This window comes from Pedobacter sp. B4419 (assembly GCF_059693725.1).
Genome location: NZ_JCASSL010000002.1, coordinates 1,894,782 through 1,913,774 on the forward strand (window position 1 = coordinate 1,894,782; position 18,993 = coordinate 1,913,774).

Annotated in this window: 15 protein-coding genes; 5 read left to right on the forward strand and 10 right to left on the reverse strand. The window is 42.3% G+C overall.

What is annotated here, in order from left to right:
• Positions 1-49: 49 nt before the first annotated feature.
• Together AC570H_RS19735 and AC570H_RS19740 are read left to right on the forward strand one after the other, a co-directional pair.
• Entirely contained in the window at positions 50-799 is a 750-nt protein-coding gene (locus AC570H_RS19735; RefSeq protein ID WP_497358091.1) for a class I SAM-dependent methyltransferase, read from the forward strand.
• 3 nt (positions 800-802) lie between these two features.
• Positions 803-2,344, forward strand: a complete 1,542-nt coding sequence (locus AC570H_RS19740) for a rhomboid family intramembrane serine protease (RefSeq protein WP_497358096.1) — start codon at positions 803-805, stop codon at positions 2,342-2,344.
• Positions 2,345-2,369: 25 nt separating this feature from the next.
• Here AC570H_RS19740 and AC570H_RS19745 read toward each other — a convergent pair whose 3' ends face one another.
• The 9 genes from AC570H_RS19745 to AC570H_RS19785 form a co-directional block, all read right to left on the reverse strand.
• Positions 2,370-3,821 carry an alpha-L-fucosidase gene (locus AC570H_RS19745; protein WP_497358098.1) on the reverse strand — a complete coding sequence of 484 codons (1,452 nt, stop codon included), beginning with the start codon at positions 3,819-3,821 and terminating at the stop codon, positions 2,370-2,372.
• Positions 3,822-4,376: 555 nt separating this feature from the next.
• The gene (locus AC570H_RS19750) at positions 4,377-5,276 is read right to left on the reverse strand and encodes a glycosyltransferase family protein (RefSeq protein WP_497358100.1); all 900 of its coding nucleotides are present in this window, start codon (positions 5,274-5,276) and stop codon (positions 4,377-4,379) included.
• Positions 5,277-5,294: 18 nt separating this feature from the next.
• The gene (locus AC570H_RS19755; protein WP_497358102.1) at positions 5,295-5,942 is read right to left on the reverse strand and encodes a class I SAM-dependent methyltransferase; all 648 of its coding nucleotides are present in this window, start codon (positions 5,940-5,942) and stop codon (positions 5,295-5,297) included.
• Positions 5,939-7,267: a flippase gene (locus tag AC570H_RS19760; protein ID WP_497358104.1), complete on the reverse strand. Its 1,329-nt coding sequence runs from the start codon at positions 7,265-7,267 to the stop codon at positions 5,939-5,941. The genes AC570H_RS19755 and AC570H_RS19760 overlap by 4 nt, the downstream gene beginning before the upstream one ends.
• 42 nt (positions 7,268-7,309) lie before the next feature.
• The gene (locus AC570H_RS19765) at positions 7,310-7,828 is read right to left on the reverse strand and encodes a DinB family protein (RefSeq protein ID WP_497358106.1); all 519 of its coding nucleotides are present in this window, start codon (positions 7,826-7,828) and stop codon (positions 7,310-7,312) included.
• A 14-nt stretch (positions 7,829-7,842) separates the two neighbouring features.
• Entirely contained in the window at positions 7,843-8,838 is a 996-nt protein-coding gene (locus AC570H_RS19770; protein ID WP_497358108.1) for a proline and serine-rich protein 1 family protein, read from the reverse strand.
• A gap of 69 nt (positions 8,839-8,907) precedes the next feature.
• Positions 8,908-9,597, reverse strand: a complete 690-nt coding sequence (locus AC570H_RS19775) for a YjjG family noncanonical pyrimidine nucleotidase (protein ID WP_497358110.1) — start codon at positions 9,595-9,597, stop codon at positions 8,908-8,910.
• Between the two features lie 123 nt (positions 9,598-9,720).
• The gene (gene upp / locus AC570H_RS19780; RefSeq protein WP_497358112.1) at positions 9,721-10,365 is read right to left on the reverse strand and encodes a uracil phosphoribosyltransferase; all 645 of its coding nucleotides are present in this window, start codon (positions 10,363-10,365) and stop codon (positions 9,721-9,723) included.
• A gap of 175 nt (positions 10,366-10,540) precedes the next feature.
• Positions 10,541-11,851, reverse strand: a complete 1,311-nt coding sequence (locus AC570H_RS19785) for a polysaccharide deacetylase family protein (RefSeq protein WP_497358116.1) — start codon at positions 11,849-11,851, stop codon at positions 10,541-10,543.
• Positions 11,852-12,345: 494 nt separating this feature from the next.
• Here AC570H_RS19785 and AC570H_RS19790 point away from each other — a divergent pair, with 494 nt between their 5' ends.
• Complete coding sequence (locus AC570H_RS19790) at positions 12,346-14,781, forward strand: TonB-dependent receptor (RefSeq protein WP_497358120.1); 2,436 nt, start codon at positions 12,346-12,348, stop codon at positions 14,779-14,781.
• Between the two features lie 42 nt (positions 14,782-14,823).
• On the opposite strand, the gene AC570H_RS19795 is transcribed toward AC570H_RS19790, so the two are convergent.
• Positions 14,824-15,336 (reverse strand): DUF6702 family protein, encoded by a 513-nt coding sequence (locus tag AC570H_RS19795; RefSeq protein ID WP_497358126.1) that lies wholly within the window; start codon positions 15,334-15,336, stop codon positions 14,824-14,826.
• 91 nt (positions 15,337-15,427) lie between these two features.
• Here AC570H_RS19795 and AC570H_RS19800 point away from each other — a divergent pair, with 91 nt between their 5' ends.
• Positions 15,428-16,009, forward strand: coding sequence for a HupE/UreJ family protein (locus tag AC570H_RS19800; protein WP_497358130.1), 582 nt, complete (start codon positions 15,428-15,430; stop codon positions 16,007-16,009).
• A 14-nt stretch (positions 16,010-16,023) separates the two neighbouring features.
• Positions 16,024-18,432 (forward strand): M1 family metallopeptidase, encoded by a 2,409-nt coding sequence (locus AC570H_RS19805; protein WP_497358132.1) that lies wholly within the window; start codon positions 16,024-16,026, stop codon positions 18,430-18,432.
• Positions 18,433-18,993: the final 561 nt, after the last annotated feature.

An 18,993-nucleotide genomic window follows, 5' to 3' on the forward strand; every position in this document is an offset into this window, starting at 1 on the left:
GTTACCAGTTCAACAATTAAACAATAATATCAATAACAATAGAAAAAGAATGTCGAATTTATTAACCGATAGGGATTTTTGGGTAAAGTATTGGGAGAGCAAAACTGATTTGTCGGTGGTTATTCCGGAAAACTATCTTTTTCATCGCCAACTGGCAGAACTAACCGCGAAAAACCACGTAAAAACGGCAATTGAGTTGGGCGGTTTTCCGGGATATTATGCAGTATTTCTGCGTAAATACCTGAACTTGGAGGCTACGTTGCTCGATTATTTTGTGCACCCGCCAATTACCGAACAGTTGCTAAAGGTAAACGGATTAGAAAAGGACGATATCCATATCATTGAAACAGACCTGTTCAGTTATGTGCCCGACAAGCAGTATGATTTGGTATTGAGCTGCGGATTGATCGAGCATTTTAACGATACGGCAGATATCATTAATCGGCATATTGGTTTTGTAAAGCCGGGTGGAAGCCTGTTTATTACCCTGCCCAATTTTAAGGCATTGAACGGCTGGTTCCAGAAGAATTTTGACAAAGCCAATTACGATAAGCACAACATCGATTGTATGGATCCGGCATTGCTGGCCCAGATTTGCAAAGATGCGGGCTTAGAAGTATTGCAATCGCGCTATTTTGGGCGTTTTAGTTTATGGTTGGAAAACGAAAAGGAAAAATCGACAGGAGTAAGGCTGTTTAAAAAGGCAGTTTGGCTAACGGGGAAAGTATTTACCAAAGTCTTTCCTTTTGATTCGAAGCAATTGTCTCCCTATATTATTTTGGAAGCTAAAAAACCATAAAACATGGCCATCAGTTGGGGCTATTCGCCAAAAATTGAAAAATATATTCCACTGGGTGATTTTCCGGCAGATCGCTACCTGATCATTGCTCGGCAAGCCATCGAAAATCTGGGCTGGAAGCTGAGCCATATCTCAGAAAGCGGACTGATCGCCTACACCAAGCTGTCATGGCAATCGTACAGCGAGGAGATTTCTGTCCGTATCGATTCGAATTTTGCCATTGTAAAAAGCGAATGTGTTGGCCTCCAAATGTGGTTTAACGATTATGGCAAAAACGACCAAAATCTGGAGAAGTTTTTTCATGAGTTTGAGTATGTAGAGTTTCACCTCAAAGATACCTGGGAAGAGAACATTGCCGAGTTTCATGAATTTGCCCTGGCGCAAGACAAAGATTATTTTGAGAAGGCGCCACTAGCGGTAAAAAACAAAATCAAGAATGTCCTTTACCTGCTTTGGCCTCAAAAAGGCTATCAGGCAACCCCTGTACTTGTTTGGTTAAACATCTTCTATTTCGGCTTTATCTTGGTGTTCACCTTTATTTACTTCAGGTATTTTTTTGCAAAGACTGCCGGAGCAATCGATCCTGAAATGTTTGTAAAAGAGGTGAAGCAACTGATCCTGAATTTTGGCGTAAACAATCGTGAATTGGTACTGCAAGGTCAATACTGGCGGTTGCTTAGCTACCAGTTTATACATGCCAACTTGTTGCACCTCTTCTTTAACCTTTATGCGCTAGTGTATATGGGGCTGATGATAGAGAACAAGCTGGGCTGGCGCAGGTTCCTATTTGTGTACCTGTTTAGTGGTATTTGTGGCGGATTGGTGAGCTTAATTTTTCATCAAGAAGGAGTGATGATGGGCGCATCTGGAGCTATTATGGGCTTGTATGGCGCTTTTATAGCCCTATTGGCGAATAAAGCCTATGAGAAAAATGCCAATAAGGCCTTGCTCATCAGTACGCTGATTATTGTAGTGCTGGTGCTCATTAATGGGTCGCTTAATCGCCAAACAGATAATGCCAGCCATATCGGTGGTTTTATTGCGGGTTTTATAGCTTGCTACCTGCTCAGTTACAAAAGCAACGATGCAACTAAAATGTGGCCTAGGTATGCAATTTCAAGTATGATGGGACTAGCATTTGCTGTAGGTGTAATTGGGTTTAGTCCGACTTACGAAACAGAAGAGTTTAAGCGCCTTGATATTGAATATGCCGAAAATGCCAACAAATTTAATAATATAATGACTTTAAAGGCTTCTTTAACCCAAGAAGAGAAATTGGCGTTTATTGAAGAAAATGGTTTGACGCCCAGCAGCAAGAATTTAGCGGTAATCAAGAAAATGAAAAAACTTACGCTCAAGGATGAGGAGCTCTTGGAAGTTGAGTTTAAGGAGCAAATTGCCCAAAAGTCTTATGCCGTAGCTTTGCTCATGAAAAAAGACATTGAATCTGGCGATTACCGATACCGCAAACAAGTGAGCGAACAAATGAACAGCCTCATTGCTTTTAGCGCCAATCCCAGAGATTTTTTAGATAAGAAAAAATAAGTTATAGGTTGAGGAGAGCATCAACCTATAATGCCTTTTTGTAAAGTCCAAATTCGCTTAACGTGAGGCAAACCGGCGATTGGGTAATGTTTAGCCTCAGTTTGCTGGCGGTAACAGGCTGTGCGAGCTTAATTAGCCTTTTGGCGCCAATGCTTGTGCCCTCATATATTTTTTCCCAAACATTATCTTTTAAAATTTCGATGTTATAGGCCTCAATCCTTTGCCCTAGTGGGATAAATTCCTGCAGACTGATGATATCGAATGTTTGAGACTGAGGCAGGCTCATTTCTAAAGTAGCCTGATGAACATTATCGGCAGTTGCCCAAAAACTTTGCTTGTTGCCATCTAACAATGTGGTAGCACTATGAGCCTTATCTCTGGTGTTGCTCGATTTAATGGCAGCACCTTTGGCCAGATTTTTGGCAAAGGTCTGCTTTACTATTGCGCCGAAAGCTTGCAATGCTGCTACATCATCCTCATGTAATTGGCCTCGGGTATCTGGAGCTAAGCCCAAATCTAAGCCCGCACCATGGCCAACGCTTTTTAAATACAGATCAAATAAGTATTCTGGTGTTTTTGGCTTTTCTTTGGTATGGAAAAACCAGCCTTTTCGCAAGGGCACATCGCATTCTGCCGGCATCCAATATTTTCCGTTTCTTATGCCTTCTGGGCTCTGTGGATAGTTTGCCTGCCCAGGAACAGCTACATTTTTGCCTTGTGGAGCCATGGGCGTAAAAGTTGCCCAACTGGTTTCGGCAGCATGGCCTTCTTCGTTGCCAACCCATCTCACATCCAAGCCAACATCGCTAAATATATTGGCCATAGGTTGCATTTTACGGGTAATGGCCCAGGTGTTTTTCCAATCGTAATAAACCGTATTGTCTATGCTTCTCTTTTCCCTGGCGCCTCCATAATAACCGTCGCCACCATTTGCACCATCATGCCAGCTCATAAACAAGGTTCCGTAATTGCTGTATAATTCCTTTAGTTGCGCTTGGTAGATGGCCAAATAGTTGGGTGTGCCATATTGTGGATTATTCCTGTCCCAAGGAGAACAGTAAACGCCAAATTTTAGACCGTATTTTTGCGCAGCCAACTGTACTTCTTTCACCAAATCGCCTTTGCCATTTCTGAAAGGGCTTTTTGAAATGTTATAATCAGTGGTTTTGGTTGGCCATAAGGCGAAACCATCGTGGTGTTTGGCTACCAATACAATTCCTTTTAAGCCTCCAGCTTTGGCTGCTTTTACAATTTGCTCGGCATCAAAATTACTCGGGTTGAAAACTTTTGGATCAGCATCTCCATAGCCCCATTCCTTGTCTTCGAAAGTAGTTGGCGTAAAATGGATCAGGCCATAAACCTCCACATCATGCCAGGCTAGCTGTCTTTTAGATGGGGTAGCGCCATAAGGTTTAATCGGCTTTTGCGCATAGGCAAAGCTGCATAGCAAAAGGAAGCAGATCAGTAGTTTATTCATGAGGATAGATTTGGTATGTATTCAAATCTAAACCTAATTTTTGTAGGACAATTAAATTATATTGGCTTTTAATATAGGGATATTGGAAAATAATAATAGAAGAGACGACTTGAGTTTATTATTCCGCTCATTGCCGCGATGGCTAGTCCTTTTGTCTTGAAACAAAAGCGACCAAAAATTCAAGGCTTCAAACCTTTGTTGCAATTGCTAAACCTCAGCGTTGATAGCGCAAGATCAAGCCGTGCTAATGGAGATGCTAAAATTAAAGTTGCTACAACACTTCTGCGCTCTTACTTGTTATCTGAAAAATGTAAGAAAGTGCTACGCTTCAATTTGCCCTTGCTTCCAAAGTTTTGGAGGCCATACGGCGAAGTATCAAAGACATTCGTTTGCATAAATGTTTGTAGGCTATAATGCACTGTCTCAAGTAAAATAGCCCAAATTGAAGCGACATCCTTTTTTGCTGTTTTAGGCAAAAAAGATGTAGCTGAAAGTTGGACTGCCTTTAACATGTTGTATTGGCGTTGCGCTTCTGAATAACTCTTATATGAATAGTTAATTCAATTTCTCTTTAATAAAGCGCTTAATTCTTGCCCAAAGGCTGCCTTTGCGGTTGGCCAAGAAATGCCTGATGGCCTGATAGGCCTGTTGGTCTTCGGCAATTACTGCTGGAAACTGCGTAATTGGCCTAGGGTTGATGATCACGTTATAGATATCGCTCAGGCCCGAATGGATCCCGCTGCCATCGTGCCCAATGTTGTTCACCAGCGACTGTGATGGATTTAAGGTTAAGCCGCCCTTTAAAAAGATGGAGGCATACCAGCGAATGGCCCACGAATTGTTTTTGCCACTTTTGAAATCCTGCATCTGTTTCCAAAAATTCATGGTATTTTCTATCGAAAAAGCATGTTTCTTTTTAGAATCGAATTGATCAAGCAGGGTATCTATATTGGGTTCGAAATGTTGCCATGCCCTTGCCCAAGTCGCCCAGCCCCAACTGGTAGCAGCCCTGTAAAAAAAGCTTTCGGGCAAGCTTTCGTTTTTAAGCGCATACATGTAGGCGCCGATGTGCATTACTTTTTCTTCGTTGCGGTAACGGTTTAAGGCTTCGTTAAAATAAGTGAGCGTATAGGGCGATGAAATCAGGTCGTCTTCAAAAACAATAACCTGTCCGTAGGCTTGGGTTAAGCGATTAACGCCGGCAATAACAGAATTGGCCAAACCCAAATTGGCTTTACTTTCTATAATCTCTACAGCTTTAAAACCATCGATCTTTTTAATGAAATCCCTTACTTCTTTTACCTTGTCTTCATCGGCTGCGGTTTTAGGACCATCTGAAAAGATAAAAAGCCTGCTCTCTGAAGCCAGTTCATTTTGTTGCAAAAACTTGAGGGTCCGTTCGGTGTGTTTCGGACGGTTATACACAAAAAGGGCTATAGGCGCAAGATTTTGCATGGTAAATGGCTTATGGTTTTAGATGCCCAAACAGTTATCAGCCTTGTAAAAAACAGAAGTAGCTTTATGATAAAACAAACCTGGCGAAATACCTGTAAAGGGCAATTCTTTAAACCCTTTTTCGGTTAAAAATGTTCTGGCTTCCTGATAAATTTCTCGTTCGGAGTCATCAAGTACCAAAACACCGTTTGCGCTTAAGGCATCGATGCTGTATTTGCAACAGTTTACGCGGTCTCTGCCATCCACAATAATCACATCAAATTTTTCGCCCAAGAGCTTTGCCTTTTGACTGTATTCGCCGCCTTTTTCCAAATGGGTAAAGATCATTTCAGAATTAGCTGCCTTTTCCTGTACGATCCTTTGGTACCAGGCTTCGTCGTGTTCAACAGAAACTACACGCTTAACCTTGCTGGCATAAAATAGCGTAGAATTGCCCGAACCATATTCGAAAATGCTCAGTTCTTTGTTGAGCCTGGTTTTAATAAAATCGATAAATGAATAAGTAACCCATGGCAATGGCTGTCCCTGGGCATCAACGGCCTGCTTGGTGTCAAAGGCCTTAAACCAGCCAATGGTTGCCAAATAGCCCTTGTGGCCATAAGATAAAAGTGCATTAAGCCTGTGGGGCTTTCCAATTAGGGTTGCGAGTGCTTTAAGTTTGCTCAACGTTTGAATATTTTTTGAAATGCAGACACCAAAAATAATGATTTTAACATCATAATTCCCTGCTTGCGGGTTTTAGGGATAAAAAGGATTAAAAATGCGGCCGAAAAGTAGGCAATCACCGTTGCTATGGCAGTACCCATCATTCCCATTTTGGGAATCAGTATAAAATTGAGGATGATATTGATAATGGCCCCAATGCCGGTACGGATGAACGTAAGTTTGTTGTAGCCTTCGGCAATGAGAAACTGGCCACTTGCTACACCCAGAAATACAAAAATGCTGCCCCAAACGTGTACAGCAAGAACGGGCGCTGCCGATGCAAATTCAGGTTTGAATAATTTGTAGATCAACGGCGATGCCAATGTAATGAAAATGGCAAAAGCCAAACTCAACCAAACCATTAAATCGAAAAGGTTTTGTAGCCGTTTCTGGTACCTAACGGCATCATCACGCTTGGCATTTAAAATGGCCGGGAACAGGGAGGTCACAATAGCAACAGGCACAAAATTCAAGGCTTCGCTGAACATCACCACAGTACTGTATGCCCCAGAGGCTTCGGTTCCTTTTTTGCCTCCCAAAATCTCTTTGAGCATAATGGTATCTATTTTCATATACACCGAAACCATAATGCCGCTAATGATCAAGGGCCAAGATAAATTGAAAAGTTTTTTGGCCAGTGCAGGATCGTACTTCCAGTTAAAAATGTTTCTGCCCCCGCGTTGATACATGAATATGTAGCCAATGCTTAACAAGAGAATATCAAAAACAGCCGAATAAAAGAACCAGATCAGTTGGGCCTTGCCCAAAACCAGAGCCAGTTTTACAATGGCCGAAATAATGTTGCCACCAATCTGCACCTGCATGATATACTTGGATTGTACTTCCGATTGGAAATAGCTATCGATAACCGTTAGGGACTGGAAAAGGCCTGTGAAGGAAAGTATAAGTATAAGCAGGTAGGGGATATTCGAAAGCGGAAAGTACTGCCAAGCCAGGTAAATCAGCGGAATGCACAATAAGCCAGCGCCAGCTTTTAATCCAAACGAAGTGCCTAAAATGGTATCGCGCTTTTGCGGATATTGGTGAAGTTCCTTTACGATAAAACTATCCAAACCCAGGCCAGCAAGCGAAGCAAAAAGAAAAATATAGGATAACGAACTTTCCAGGATACCTTTTTTGTCTAGCAAAAGGTAGTTGGCCACAGCAATATTGATGGCCATCTTGATTGCCAAACTGCCAACCCGGCCAAAAATAAGCAAGCCTGTATTTTTGAAATACTTTTTTAGTGCCTCCTCGTCAAAACCTTTAATGGCTGGTAGTTTCATGAGCACAAAGATGTAAAAATATTTGGGCTATCTTCATTATCCCTATTGCAAAAAGCTGTGCTCAATGCGCCTTAATTGCTTTAAATGGTGGTTGAGGTGTATTTCGATAAACCTCAGCCATTGTTCGGCATTTAAATAGCCCATGCGAGGGTGTTTAATCTTGCTTTTGGGATTGGCATTGCCCACTTGTGGATAGAGCTTCGCCAGCTGCAGCTCAAAATCGGTAATGAACTGTTGCGCATTGGCCAGCGTAATTTTCTTTACCCGATCGGCCATGCGCTTAGGCACCTTATATTTTTTGCCAGGAGGCAATTGTCCGAAAAACAAAACCAATTTTACGCCAAGAATAGTAGGTTTGTCTTCGCCTTCGTTTCTGATACAGTTGTTCAAGGCCATTGAAGAAAGCAGGCTGGCATCAAATATATGCGAATACACCTCGCTGTAACTCCATCCGCCTATAGGTGGCATGAGCTGAAATTCATCTTCCTTAAATGTATTTAGCTTTTGCCGGTAGGCATTTACAATTTGGGTGATGGAACTGTACACCTTGGCTATGTTCATATGCTAAGTTAACTTTATTTCTGTTGTCCAAGAAAACTCAAAAGGGCATCCTGGTTACTTCTAAAGTTAAAAACGTCTTTTAAGGTAAAATAGCGTTGCGGATCTGTAATATAAGGATAAGCCAGCTTGGCACAGGCAAGGGCTTTGTCTTCAAAAGCGTAAAGCTTGAGCAGTTCCGATAGTTGTACAGTATTCAGGGCCGAGCTTTGAAAGGTGACCTGTAACAGCTTGGTTTTATCATCGTCGAAGCTTTCTTTTTTAAACTGATTTCTTAACTGCTCAAAGGCCACGGCATTCATGCCTCTTATTGGGCGCGAAGAAGGATTATTTTTAATGAAATTTAAGAATTCGTCTTTGGTGCTCATAAAAGTAAACGAACTGGCCAAAGAGAGGTATTGTTGCGGATCGCCAATTGATGGCCATAAGCTCTTGGCCAGGCTCAGCTTTTTGTCGTCCATAGAAAAACCTTGAAGCAAAGTAGCCACCTGATCAGTATATAGCCTGTTGTTGGCCGCATAGATAAGGATGATGTTGATTTTCGAATCGTCAAACGCTTCTTTTTTGACCATGGTTTTAAGGTTTTCGAAATCGCCTATGCTGGGTCTGCCAGGCCTAACGGGAGGTACGGGGCCGATATTGGATGGTTCGATATACTCGTCAAAATCATCCAAGGCATATTGCCTGTTTTGGTACAGGTCCAATTCTTTGCTCAACCTTAAACCACGACGGATAGAATAGGTAAAAACCGTGCGCTGATCTGGACTTACATTGATCCGTTCGCTGTAAATCCTTTTGTTGCCCTGTAAAATGACCAGGTTGGGCGAAGTATTGTATACATCATAAAATCTAAATCGGCCATTGCTAGAACCTACAAACTCGTTGTCGAGATAAGTGGTGAAAGCGCCTCTGTCTTCAATTTGGATAAAAACTTCGGCTTTGTTGCGGTTGCTTTGGGCAAAAGTAAGGTGTGCACCGAGCAGTGCCAAGCCTAATAGGATGAACTCTTTCATTTGGTTTAATGGTTTGATTTGTGTGTACTTAGCCAGTTCAAATATTCAACCGAAAACTGTTAAGAAATGTTAAAAGTGATCGAGCAGCTCTTCCAGGTGAAAAATCTCCCATTCAACGTCTGCAGGCCTGTTTATTTTTAGCGGATTAAAGAATATAGCCTTCAGGCCAAACGCCTGCGCACCGCGGATGTCGGCCTCTAAACTATCGCCAATCATGATGCTTTCTGCTTTACTTGCGCCAGCCTGTTGCAAAGCATGCTCAAAAATAGCCTTATCGGGTTTGTTTACACCCACATCTTCGGAAATAATTACCCGTGTAAAGTAAGGATTTAAGCCAGAAAGCTCCATTTTGGTTAAGGTAGTTTCCTTAAAGCCATTAGAGATGATATGCAATTGGTATTTCTGCTGCAGGTAGGCCAGAACCTTGTTGGCACCATCAAAGAGATTGGTCTTGGTTGGACTTATTTTTACATAGTCGTCTTCAAATTGATGAGGTACCTCGTCGGGCTTAACGCCTAATTCTAAGAAGGTAGACCTAAAACGTTCTTCGCGTAAGGTTTCCTTGGTAATCTGCCCAAGGTGATACTGCGCCCAAAGCCGGTGGTTGTTTTCTGTATAGCGATCTATAAAAGCCTGTGCCGAATGAAGCCCTAATGCCTGAAGCTGATAGGCCTCGTAAAGTTCCAACAGGGTTTCTTGAGCATTGCGGTCAAAATCCCAAATGGTATGGTCGAGGTCGAAGAAAATATGCTTGATCATGTTTGCTAATTGAGGGCCGAAACCCTAAAGCCAAAGGTAGGCGAATTGCGCTAATGGTTTATAGCAAAGGCAGAAATTTGTTTGTCACGGCTAGACTCTTGACTCCGGACTGATGAATCCAGGCTAACTTTTAATACCATAGGCCAAATCTCCGGCATCGCCCAAACCAGGGACAATATAAGATTTGCTGGTCATTTCTTCGTCTATGGCACCAATCCATAAATCGGCCTTTGGCAAATTGGCGCGAACATGCTTAATGCCTTCGGTGCTTGCAATAGCGGCAATAATGTGTAGCTTTTTGATTTGATATCGATTAATCAACTCCTTGGCACAAAGCACCATGCTCAGCCCGGTAGCCAACATCGGATCGGCTAAAACCACTGTTTTTCCGTCCAGATCTGGAGCAGAAATATGTTCCATTTGGATCACAAAATCGCCACTTTTCTTGGTTTTGCGGTAAGCGGTAATAAATGCACAATCTGCACGGTCGAAAACACTCAACAAGCCTTGTTGCATCGGAAGTCCGGCCCTTAAAATGGTAGCCAAAACGGGTTGTTGATCTAAAACCATGCTTTTCGCTATGCCCAACGGGGTTTGGGTCTGTATTTCCTGATAGCTTAGGGTTTTGCTGATCTCATAGGCAAAAAATGCACCTAAACGCTCCAAATTTTTCCGAAAACGCATCGAATCCTTTTGAATTTGCTCATCTCTGAGTTCTGCAATAAAGGTATTGGCAATAGAATTGGTTTTGCTAAGGTCGAAGATCATACAGTAAATATATCAAATTATGGCCATTCAGGCAAGTGTTAGCAAGGTTTAACCGCTGAGGAAGGAAGAACAGTAGTGATGTTGACTGAGTTTTCTGGGCTTCACTATGAATTATTGACTCTAAACTTTGTGTTCTTCGTGGTTAAGCTCCGTTTTCCATTTTGCTTTTTCCAACTTAATCGCTGCCCGCATTTTCCAACAAATGCTCATAAACAGCCTTCCAGCCTTTCCATGGCCTGGCTTCAGAAAGTGATTCGTTATGCCACAAGCTCGAAAAAGTGCCGTCGACCAATCTTACATTGGCAATGAGTTCGTCTATTTTAGCCATGGCCTGTTGCGGATCTAGTTTTAAATACTGTTGCAGGGTCACATCCATGGCTACAAAAGGATGGATTTTAAGGTGCGTTTGTTTTTCCAGTTGCAGATCGTACCAAAAGAACGGGGTACAAGTACCAGCCCTAAAGCCCACCTGCGAAGGGTAGCCCATCGAATAATCGTGGTTAATGCCAGCTTTGATCAGCTGCAGGTACGTTTGGGGCAGGTGCAGTTTTAAAAAATGTTGGCGCGAAGAATCAATTCTTTGTTCGCTGATTTCTTCCAAATTTTGCAATTCCTGAGCAATTTTTGCCGTTTCTATGTTGGAAGCATAAGAAGGATGGAGGCCAATGTTGGCATATTGCGACGTTTCGAAGATGAGGCTTTTGAAAATTTCATCGTTAGGATCGATGTTGTTGTCGAAGGCTTCATTGCCCTGCTTGGCCAGCAAAAAGAAGAAAATCGGAATTAGCCCATGTGCCGAATGGATTTGCTTCAGGTAGTCATACGTATCGAAGGGATCATTGTTGCCGATGCCGGTTTTAATGATTGCTAGCATCTTTTCGGTTTTCAGTTGTCTGGCTGCCTTGAAAAAACGGATTGTATTTTTGAGCAGGCCACTGGAACGGAAATGATAGGCGCGATCAATATCGATAGTGGGCACAAATTTGAACTTTCTCTTGGCAAAAACGAGTGCCGGAAAGGCTTTAAGCAAGATATTTTTTAAGATCAGCGCCCAGGCATCAATTACGGGAACAGCCAAGAGGCCAAGCTTATATTGCAGACTCAGTTCGGCTCGGAAACGATTATGTTCATCGGCTTCAAATGGTAAATACTCTTCATAGCGGCTCAAAAAATAAAAAGATGCCGCAAAAGGATCAAAAGGCAAAACGCTATTCTCTACGGCAAAAGGTACCTGTTGGTCACCAAATTCGGCAAATTCGATGTTTACAGGAATAATGTTATGCTGAACCAGCAGCGGCGAGGCACAAAAGAAAAGCTCATCTGTTAAAGGACTTTCTGCATAGCTCATTTTGGGCTGAGCGCTTCCCGTAAAATAATCCGCAATACCTGTAAATTCATAGTCGCAGGCTAAAACTTCTCTAAAAATGAAATTAAATATGTACTTAATGCGAGGTGTAACCTTTGGACAGTAAATCAGAAGTTGCATAGTGGGGGATTATAAATGGTAAGATAAGAACTTAAAGAAACAATGAGCCTGTGATTAAACAAATAAATTTCGCAAAATGCTTAAACTAGCCAGTCGTATCCGATAAAAAGCTCCTCCCTGAAAACCATGATTTTTCATTTTTTTTCTTCTTGGAAAAATCAGCTTTTGCTGAGAAGCAAATTTCTGAAAAAGCCTTTAGAATCAACACAGAAGGCCAACTTGTTGTTCGTTTTTTCTATGAAGAAGGCATATTTTGTGATTTCTTATTTGGTAAATACTAATCGATTAGTTTTGTTATTAATAAATTAGTATTACTTTCGCTTTATCCTTTGTAGATTTTAACACTGCCGCATTTTTCGACAAAAGGCGTCTATTGAAGGAAGAAATAAAACCAAACAAAATCTGATGAAGCCATCATGGTTTTTCAAAACCACAGAGGGGTAACCTAAAAATCATGGGCGCTTCATCACAATTGAAAAACAAACTATAGACGGATGAAAAAATCAAAAATTAGACCGCTGCATCGCTTAACTACGAAATTATTCGTATTTATGGCTGTTTTCTCTTTTTCTGTTTCAATGGCTAAGGCACAAGAAAAAGTAAAGCTTCAGGGATTGGTTAAAGACAGCACGAACCAAGAACCATTGCCTTTTGTAGCCATTAGTCTTTTGAAAAACGATTCTACAAAAGCTGTAATTGCCAGTGTGCTGTCTGATTCTACTGGCCGGTTTATCCTTCATGCAGATACGGGCACTTATGTGCTTTCCTTCAATTTATTTGGATATGCCAAGTACGCACAAAAGCTGAAAGTTGTGCAGGGAATGCCGGCAGACGTTGGGGCGTTTACGCTGAAGCCAATGTCTAATCAGCTGAAACAGGTGGTGATAACGGGCCAAAAATCGTTGATTTCGCAAGACAGGGATAAATTGGTTTACAATGTAGAGCAAGACCCTTCGGCACAAGGCCAAAACCTGACGGAAATTTTGAGGAAAGTGCCCATGTTGAGCGTTGATGGAGAGGGCAATGTACAACTGAACGGACAAGCCAACTACAAGGTATTGCTCAACGGACGAGAAACCGCCATGTTTGCCCAGAACACCAAGGATGCGCTACGCGGTTTCCCCGGAGTAGTCGTTTCGAAGATTGAAGTGATTACGGCTCCTTCTGCCAAATACGACGCCGAAGGGATTGGCGGTTTGATCAACATCATTACCAAGAAAGGCATTGTGGGCTATAACGGGTTTTTAAGCGCCTATTACTCGAACATCAATTACCAAAGCGGTACAAACCTAAGCTTACGTTCAGGCAAGTTTGCCATTACAGGCACTTACTTTTTAAGTGGCAGCTACAATAACAAAGCAGGGGTCACCAGCGAGACACTGCCCCTTCAATCGGCTTTCTATCAAAGAAGGTATTTGGATGGGGAACGCTTGACCAATCGTTTTTCCAATAATGGAAACCTCGAGATGAGCTATAACATTGATACCCTACAAACCATAGTGGCTTATGCCAACGTTGGCGGAGGCAACAACAAAAGCAGGTTTGACCAAAATATTACTACCGATTTTGCCAATGCTGCTTCGCAATACGATCTTTTTACGCAAAATGTAAAAAACAATACTCCAACATTTGGGGTAGGCAGTGATTTCATCAAGAAATTTAAAGGCAATACCGATCGGGAGCTTAGCTTTAGGCTTAACGGCCAGTTTAGCAAAAACGATGGTCTTAATACCAGCTTGATGGCTACTGCAAATGGCAATTTGTTTAGACAAAACGACAGTTATTCTAAAAACAGGGAATATACCATACAAACAGACTACACAGAGCCCTTTACCAAATTGACGAAATTAGAGACAGGTGCAAAATTTATTTTTAGAGATGCCGATGCCGATTACCAAAGCTTGAGCCGAACCAATGAAAACGAACCTTTTGAACCCGATTATTCCAATTCGAACAGCTTTGCCTACAAGCAACAGGTGTATAGTGGCTATGGCTCCCTATTGTTTAGCCTAAACAAGCTGAACTTCAGGACAGGTGTTCGTGTAGAGCATACAACCGTAGATGGCAACTTTTTCAGTTCCAACACCAAGGTAAAGCAAAGCTATACTTCCCTAATTCCAGATTTTTCGATGAATACCAAACTGGGCAAGGACTATACGATTGTGTTGGGCTATACCAAACGCCTGCAACGCCCCTACATTAATACACTCAATCCCTTTGTAAACAACAACGATCCGTTAAATCTCTCTTTTGGTAATCCTGAATTGGGCGCACAGACTATCCATACCCTGTCTTTTCAGAACCGCTTGTCGTTTGGGTCTACTTTTATCACTCTTAACTTCGGTGCATCTTATACGGGAAATATGATTGTGCAATACACCACATTCAATGAGGCAAATGGCGTGAGTACAACGCAGTACGGAAATTTGGGAAAAAATAGGGAAGCAAGCGCTGGGTTTACTTATTTTACCAGTTTCAAAAAGTTTAGGGGTGGCCTCGGCGGAACACTTCGCTACAACAAGATCGAAAATACTGTAATGCCAACACAGCATGAAGAAGGTTTTAGCGGACAAGCCGATGCATTTTTCTCCTACATGATCTATAAGTCGTTTTTCATCAGTGGCAATGGTGGCATTAGCAGGTTGGCTTATAGTTTAATCAATACTGCGAATACCTTTCCTTATTATCAAGTGAATATTGGAGCAGAGCTATTCAATAAAAAACTGACCACCTCCATCAACTTCAATCGGTTTTTCAATAAAACGTTCACCAATAGTTCTTATACCGAAGATGCCAATTTTAGGACAAGATCAACTACAACAATACCTTATCGGGTAGTTTACGTGGGCTTTACCTATAATTTCGGCAAGCTGAAAGAAAACCTGACTAAGAAAAAAGGAGTAAATAATGATGATTTGATTAACAACTAAGATTGGATGATAGTCGATAGTCAATGGCCCATGGTCTATTGGCTAAAAACTTACACTCAGCTCCCTGTTGGGATAATTAGTGCGCGTACTTTTCCTGATGCCCCCTTTCTCCACATGGAGAATGCTCATCTGGTCGTCGAATAGGTCGTATAAAATGCTGTTGTTGATGGTTAAGGTATTTAAGGTGCTTACGTTATCGATCTCCAAATACACATTTGTCGCCTCGTTGTCTTTCTCAAAGCCCACATAGGTGGCTTTAATTGCTTTCCCATTGAGGATGTATTGCAGGTTGCGGTCCATGTATTTTTTGATCAGCGCATCCATGGCTTTGTGTAGGGCTGGTTTAGACAGGTCTGTTTTGGCTTTGAATTGCTGAGCCAATGCGTTCTCAAAATCGTCGGTAAAAATGCGACAGGTTACTTCTAAGCTTTTGTCTTTTGCATTGAAGCTGATCTCTGTAGTGCTCACATGCAAAGGATGTTTGTTGCTGTTTTTCGACCCAACGGGAAGAAAAAAGAACAAAACAAGTAACAATTTTGAATAGAATAAGCTCATTTGCAACAATGTTTCGTTTAAATATAAAAAAGAATCTAAATTAGATTCTGAAACAAAGTTAACAAGCTGTTTTGAATAAACTAATCTACTAATGCCATTAACCGATTTCCTGTTCTATTTTAAGCTGGGCTGGTCGCATATTGTAAGCCTCGATGCATTGGATCATCAGCTTTTTATCTTGGCATTGGTAGCGGTTTATACCTCGAAAAACCTTAAGCAGGTGCTTATTTTGGTTACCGCATTTACCATTGGCCACTCGCTTACCCTCTTGTTGAGCGTATTGGATGTGGTGAGGTTTTCGAGCAAATGGGTCGAGTTCCTTATTCCCTGTACCATTTTCATTACAGCCTTCAGCAACCTGTTTAAAAAGGATTTTTCTGCAAAGGCAGTCAATACAAATTATTATCTTGCATTGTTGTTCGGCCTCATCCACGGAATGGGTTTTGCCAACTCTGTGCGCATGATGCTTGCCAAAGACCAGAACATAGGCTGGGGCCTTTTTGGCTTTAACCTTGGCTTGGAAGCTGGACAGGTGTTTTTTGTGGTTATTATTTTGGCACTTACCTGGTTTGCCCTTTCTTTTTTGAAGGTGAAACGCCGGGAGTGGATCATATTTTTATCAGCAGCCGTATTTAGCCTGGCTTTACAAATGGCTATAGAAAGAATTCCTTAAAAACTCATAGAAGAATGAACAAATTTTACAAAATCTTCTTTTCAATGGCGCTTATTGGTCAAGTAGCGTCGGCCCAAAACATTTTGAACAACCCTGGCAGCAACCACGGCAATAAGTTCGAGCAATTGGGCACCATTTTAAATACGCCCAATGAGCAACGAACCGCGAGCGGGGCGCCAGGCGTAAAATATTGGCAGCAACGTGCCGATTACAACATCAAATGTGAGCTGGATGAGAAGAAACTTACCCTAACGGGAAGCGAAACCATCACTTACCACAACAATTCGCCAGATGTATTGACCTATATCTGGATCCAGCTGGATGAGAACGAGCACAACAACCTGCGCAATGCCAATTACCAAAGCAGCAGCAGAATGCCTGCAGGTACCTCGAATACGCAACTGGAAAAAATGACGACGGCAACTACGCCCGTTGATAATGGCTATGGCATTTCTATTGCCAAGATTACCGATGCAACCGGCAAGAAGCTAAACTATACCATCAATAAAACCATGATGCGTATTGAAATTCCGGCCTTAAAATCTGGTCAGCAGTACATTTTCAATATCGATTGGAACTACAAAATCACCGATCGTATTGCAGGTGGTGGCCGTGGAGGCTATGAATTCTTCCCAGAAGACGGCAACTATTTGTTTACCATGACGCAGTGGTACCCACGTTTGTGCGTATACAGCGATTTCCAGGGTTGGCAAAACCACCAGTTTACTGGCAGGGGCGAGTTTGCCTTGACTTTTGGTGACTTCAAGGTACAGATGACTGTTCCGGCCGATCATATTTTAGGCAGTACAGGTGAGTGTATCAATTACAGCGCCGTACTTACGCCAACCCAATTGGCCAGGTACAACAAAGCCAAAACAAGCACAACTGCGCCAGTAGAGGTGGTTACCTTGGCTGAGGCTAAAGCGGCAGAAGCCAAAAAATCAGAGGCTAAAAAAACTTGGGTTTTCCAAGCCAACAACGTACGGGATTTTGCATGGACCGCCTCGCGCAAGTTTGTGTGGGACGCCATGGCACAGCCAATTGCAGGCAAAAATGTAATGTGCATGAGCTTTTATGGCAAAGAGGCCTATGGTTTGTATAGCAAGTTCTCAACCAGAGCAGTTGCCCATACCATTAAAACCTATTCAGATTTCACGATCCCTTATCCTTATCCGGTAGCCCAAAGTATCGAAGCTGCCAATGGAATGGAATACCCAATGATCTGTTTCAACTACGGCCGTACCGATGCCGACGGAACCTACAGCGAGAGCACCAAAAATGGAATGCTGGGTGTAGTGATCCATGAAGTTGGCCATAACTTCTTTCCAATGATTGTGAACAGTGACGAACGCCAATGGACCTGGATGGATGAAGGGTTGAACTCTTTTGTAGAATACTTGACCGAAGAGCTTTGGGACAATAAGTTTCCAAGCAAAAAAGGTCCAGCTTATACCATTGTGCCTTACATGAAGTTGCCAAAAGACCAATTGGAACCAATCATGTCCAACTCAGAAAACATTGTAAACTTTGGCCCGAATGCCTATTCTAAACCAGCTACGGCATTAAATGTTCTCCGCGAAACCATTATGGGGCGTGAGCTTTTTGATTATGCCTTTAAAGAATACTCTAGAAGATGGGCATTTAAACACCCTACGCCTGCAGATTTGTTCAGAACGATGGAAGATGCCAGTGGCGAAGATTTGGATTGGTTTTGGAGAGGTTGGTTTTATGGCACCGACGCCTGTGATATTTCATTGGATAGCGTAAGATACGCCAAAGCAGATTATCCTTCGGGAGGTCCAGCTACCGGGGGTCGCTTTAATGGTGGCAATAGGGGCGGATCAAGGGTAGACAAACCTGCCGTAAATGCATTTGAGGATATTTCTAAAATCAGAAACCGCGAAGACAGCAAAATCAAGTTCTATACCGATAAAGATTTGGCTGCAAGAGATTTCTACTGGAAATATGATAGAGGCTTGGTAGAAGTAGATACTACTTTAGTGCCTAAAAATGCAGCGCCAGCCCGTTTGCCAATGGAAGAGTTTACATCCGATGAGAAAGCCAAGTATGCCAACAAATTCTTTTATGAGTTGAATTTTGCCAATAAAGGCGGTTTGGTCATGCCGATTATCGTTGAATTTACCTTTAAAGACGGTTCTAAATTCTTAGACAGGATTCCGGCACAAATCTGGCGCCTTAATGAGCAAAAAGCTTCTAAATTCTATGTATATGACAAAGAAGTAGCTTCAATTAAGTTAGATCCGATGCGCGAAACCGCAGATATCGACGAAAGCAACAACGTTTGGGGATCGGGTGCTCAGCCATCTAAATTCCAATTGTTTAAAATGCGTGCCGGAACAGCTCCGGCCAGGGGCCAATCTGTTGGCGCCAACCCAATGCAGTTAGAAAAGAAAAGTAAATAACCAACTCGAGAGAGATCCTGAAACAAGTTCAGGATGACGCCTGAATAAAAGAAGCTGTACGAAGAGATTTGTACAGCTTTTTTGTTTGAACCATTAAATGATTAAGAATTTAAAGCGTTGTGGACTCCTATCCGTGTCCTGTGCCACACAGGACATTCCCATATATTGGCTTGATGAAATGGTCTGTGTGCCACAGGCCATGGAGGAAGAGGATAAAACTGCTAACCGAGAACTGGCAACTGCAAACGGATTTCTTTATACCTATACAAGTAAAATAGCCCCGATAGCAGCGGCAGCCCCGAGGTATGAGGGCTTTAGCGGATAGCGGGACTGACTTTGATAGGAGTAAAGGCAAGCGCTCCAAAATAAGCTAATCCGCTAATCAGCCTTATCCAAGTCCTGTGCTACACAGGATATTTCCTTATATTGAAAAGATGAAATGGTCTGTGTGCCACAGGCCATGGAGGAAGGGAGAGGTGTGGTTTGTGGCTTTAAAACCGTCAACTGAAAACTATGAACTGAAAACGGAGTACTGCTAACTGAAACGTCATCACTCTTCAA

Bases quoted from the DNA above. Each gene is read 5' to 3' on its own strand.
- AC570H_RS19735 (WP_497358091.1), top strand. From the start codon at position 50: ATGTCGAATTTATTAACCGATAGGGATTTTTGGGTAAAGTATTGGGAG.
- AC570H_RS19740 (WP_497358096.1), top strand. From the start codon at position 803: ATGGCCATCAGTTGGGGCTATTCGCCAAAAATTGAAAAATATATTCCA.
- AC570H_RS19745 (WP_497358098.1), bottom strand. From the start codon at position 3,821: ATGAATAAACTACTGATCTGCTTCCTTTTGCTATGCAGCTTTGCCTAT.
- AC570H_RS19750 (WP_497358100.1), bottom strand. From the start codon at position 5,276: ATGCAAAATCTTGCGCCTATAGCCCTTTTTGTGTATAACCGTCCGAAA.
- AC570H_RS19760 (WP_497358104.1), bottom strand. From the start codon at position 7,267: ATGAAACTACCAGCCATTAAAGGTTTTGACGAGGAGGCACTAAAAAAG.
- AC570H_RS19765 (WP_497358106.1), bottom strand. From the start codon at position 7,828: ATGAACATAGCCAAGGTGTACAGTTCCATCACCCAAATTGTAAATGCC.
- AC570H_RS19770 (WP_497358108.1), bottom strand. From the start codon at position 8,838: ATGAAAGAGTTCATCCTATTAGGCTTGGCACTGCTCGGTGCACACCTT.
- AC570H_RS19775 (WP_497358110.1), bottom strand. From the start codon at position 9,597: ATGATCAAGCATATTTTCTTCGACCTCGACCATACCATTTGGGATTTT.
- upp (WP_497358112.1), bottom strand. From the start codon at position 10,365: ATGATCTTCGACCTTAGCAAAACCAATTCTATTGCCAATACCTTTATT.
- AC570H_RS19785 (WP_497358116.1), bottom strand. From the start codon at position 11,851: ATGCAACTTCTGATTTACTGTCCAAAGGTTACACCTCGCATTAAGTAC.
- AC570H_RS19790 (WP_497358120.1), top strand. From the start codon at position 12,346: ATGAAAAAATCAAAAATTAGACCGCTGCATCGCTTAACTACGAAATTA.
- AC570H_RS19795 (WP_497358126.1), bottom strand. From the start codon at position 15,336: ATGAGCTTATTCTATTCAAAATTGTTACTTGTTTTGTTCTTTTTTCTT.
- AC570H_RS19800 (WP_497358130.1), top strand. From the start codon at position 15,428: ATGCCATTAACCGATTTCCTGTTCTATTTTAAGCTGGGCTGGTCGCAT.
- AC570H_RS19805 (WP_497358132.1), top strand. From the start codon at position 16,024: ATGAACAAATTTTACAAAATCTTCTTTTCAATGGCGCTTATTGGTCAA.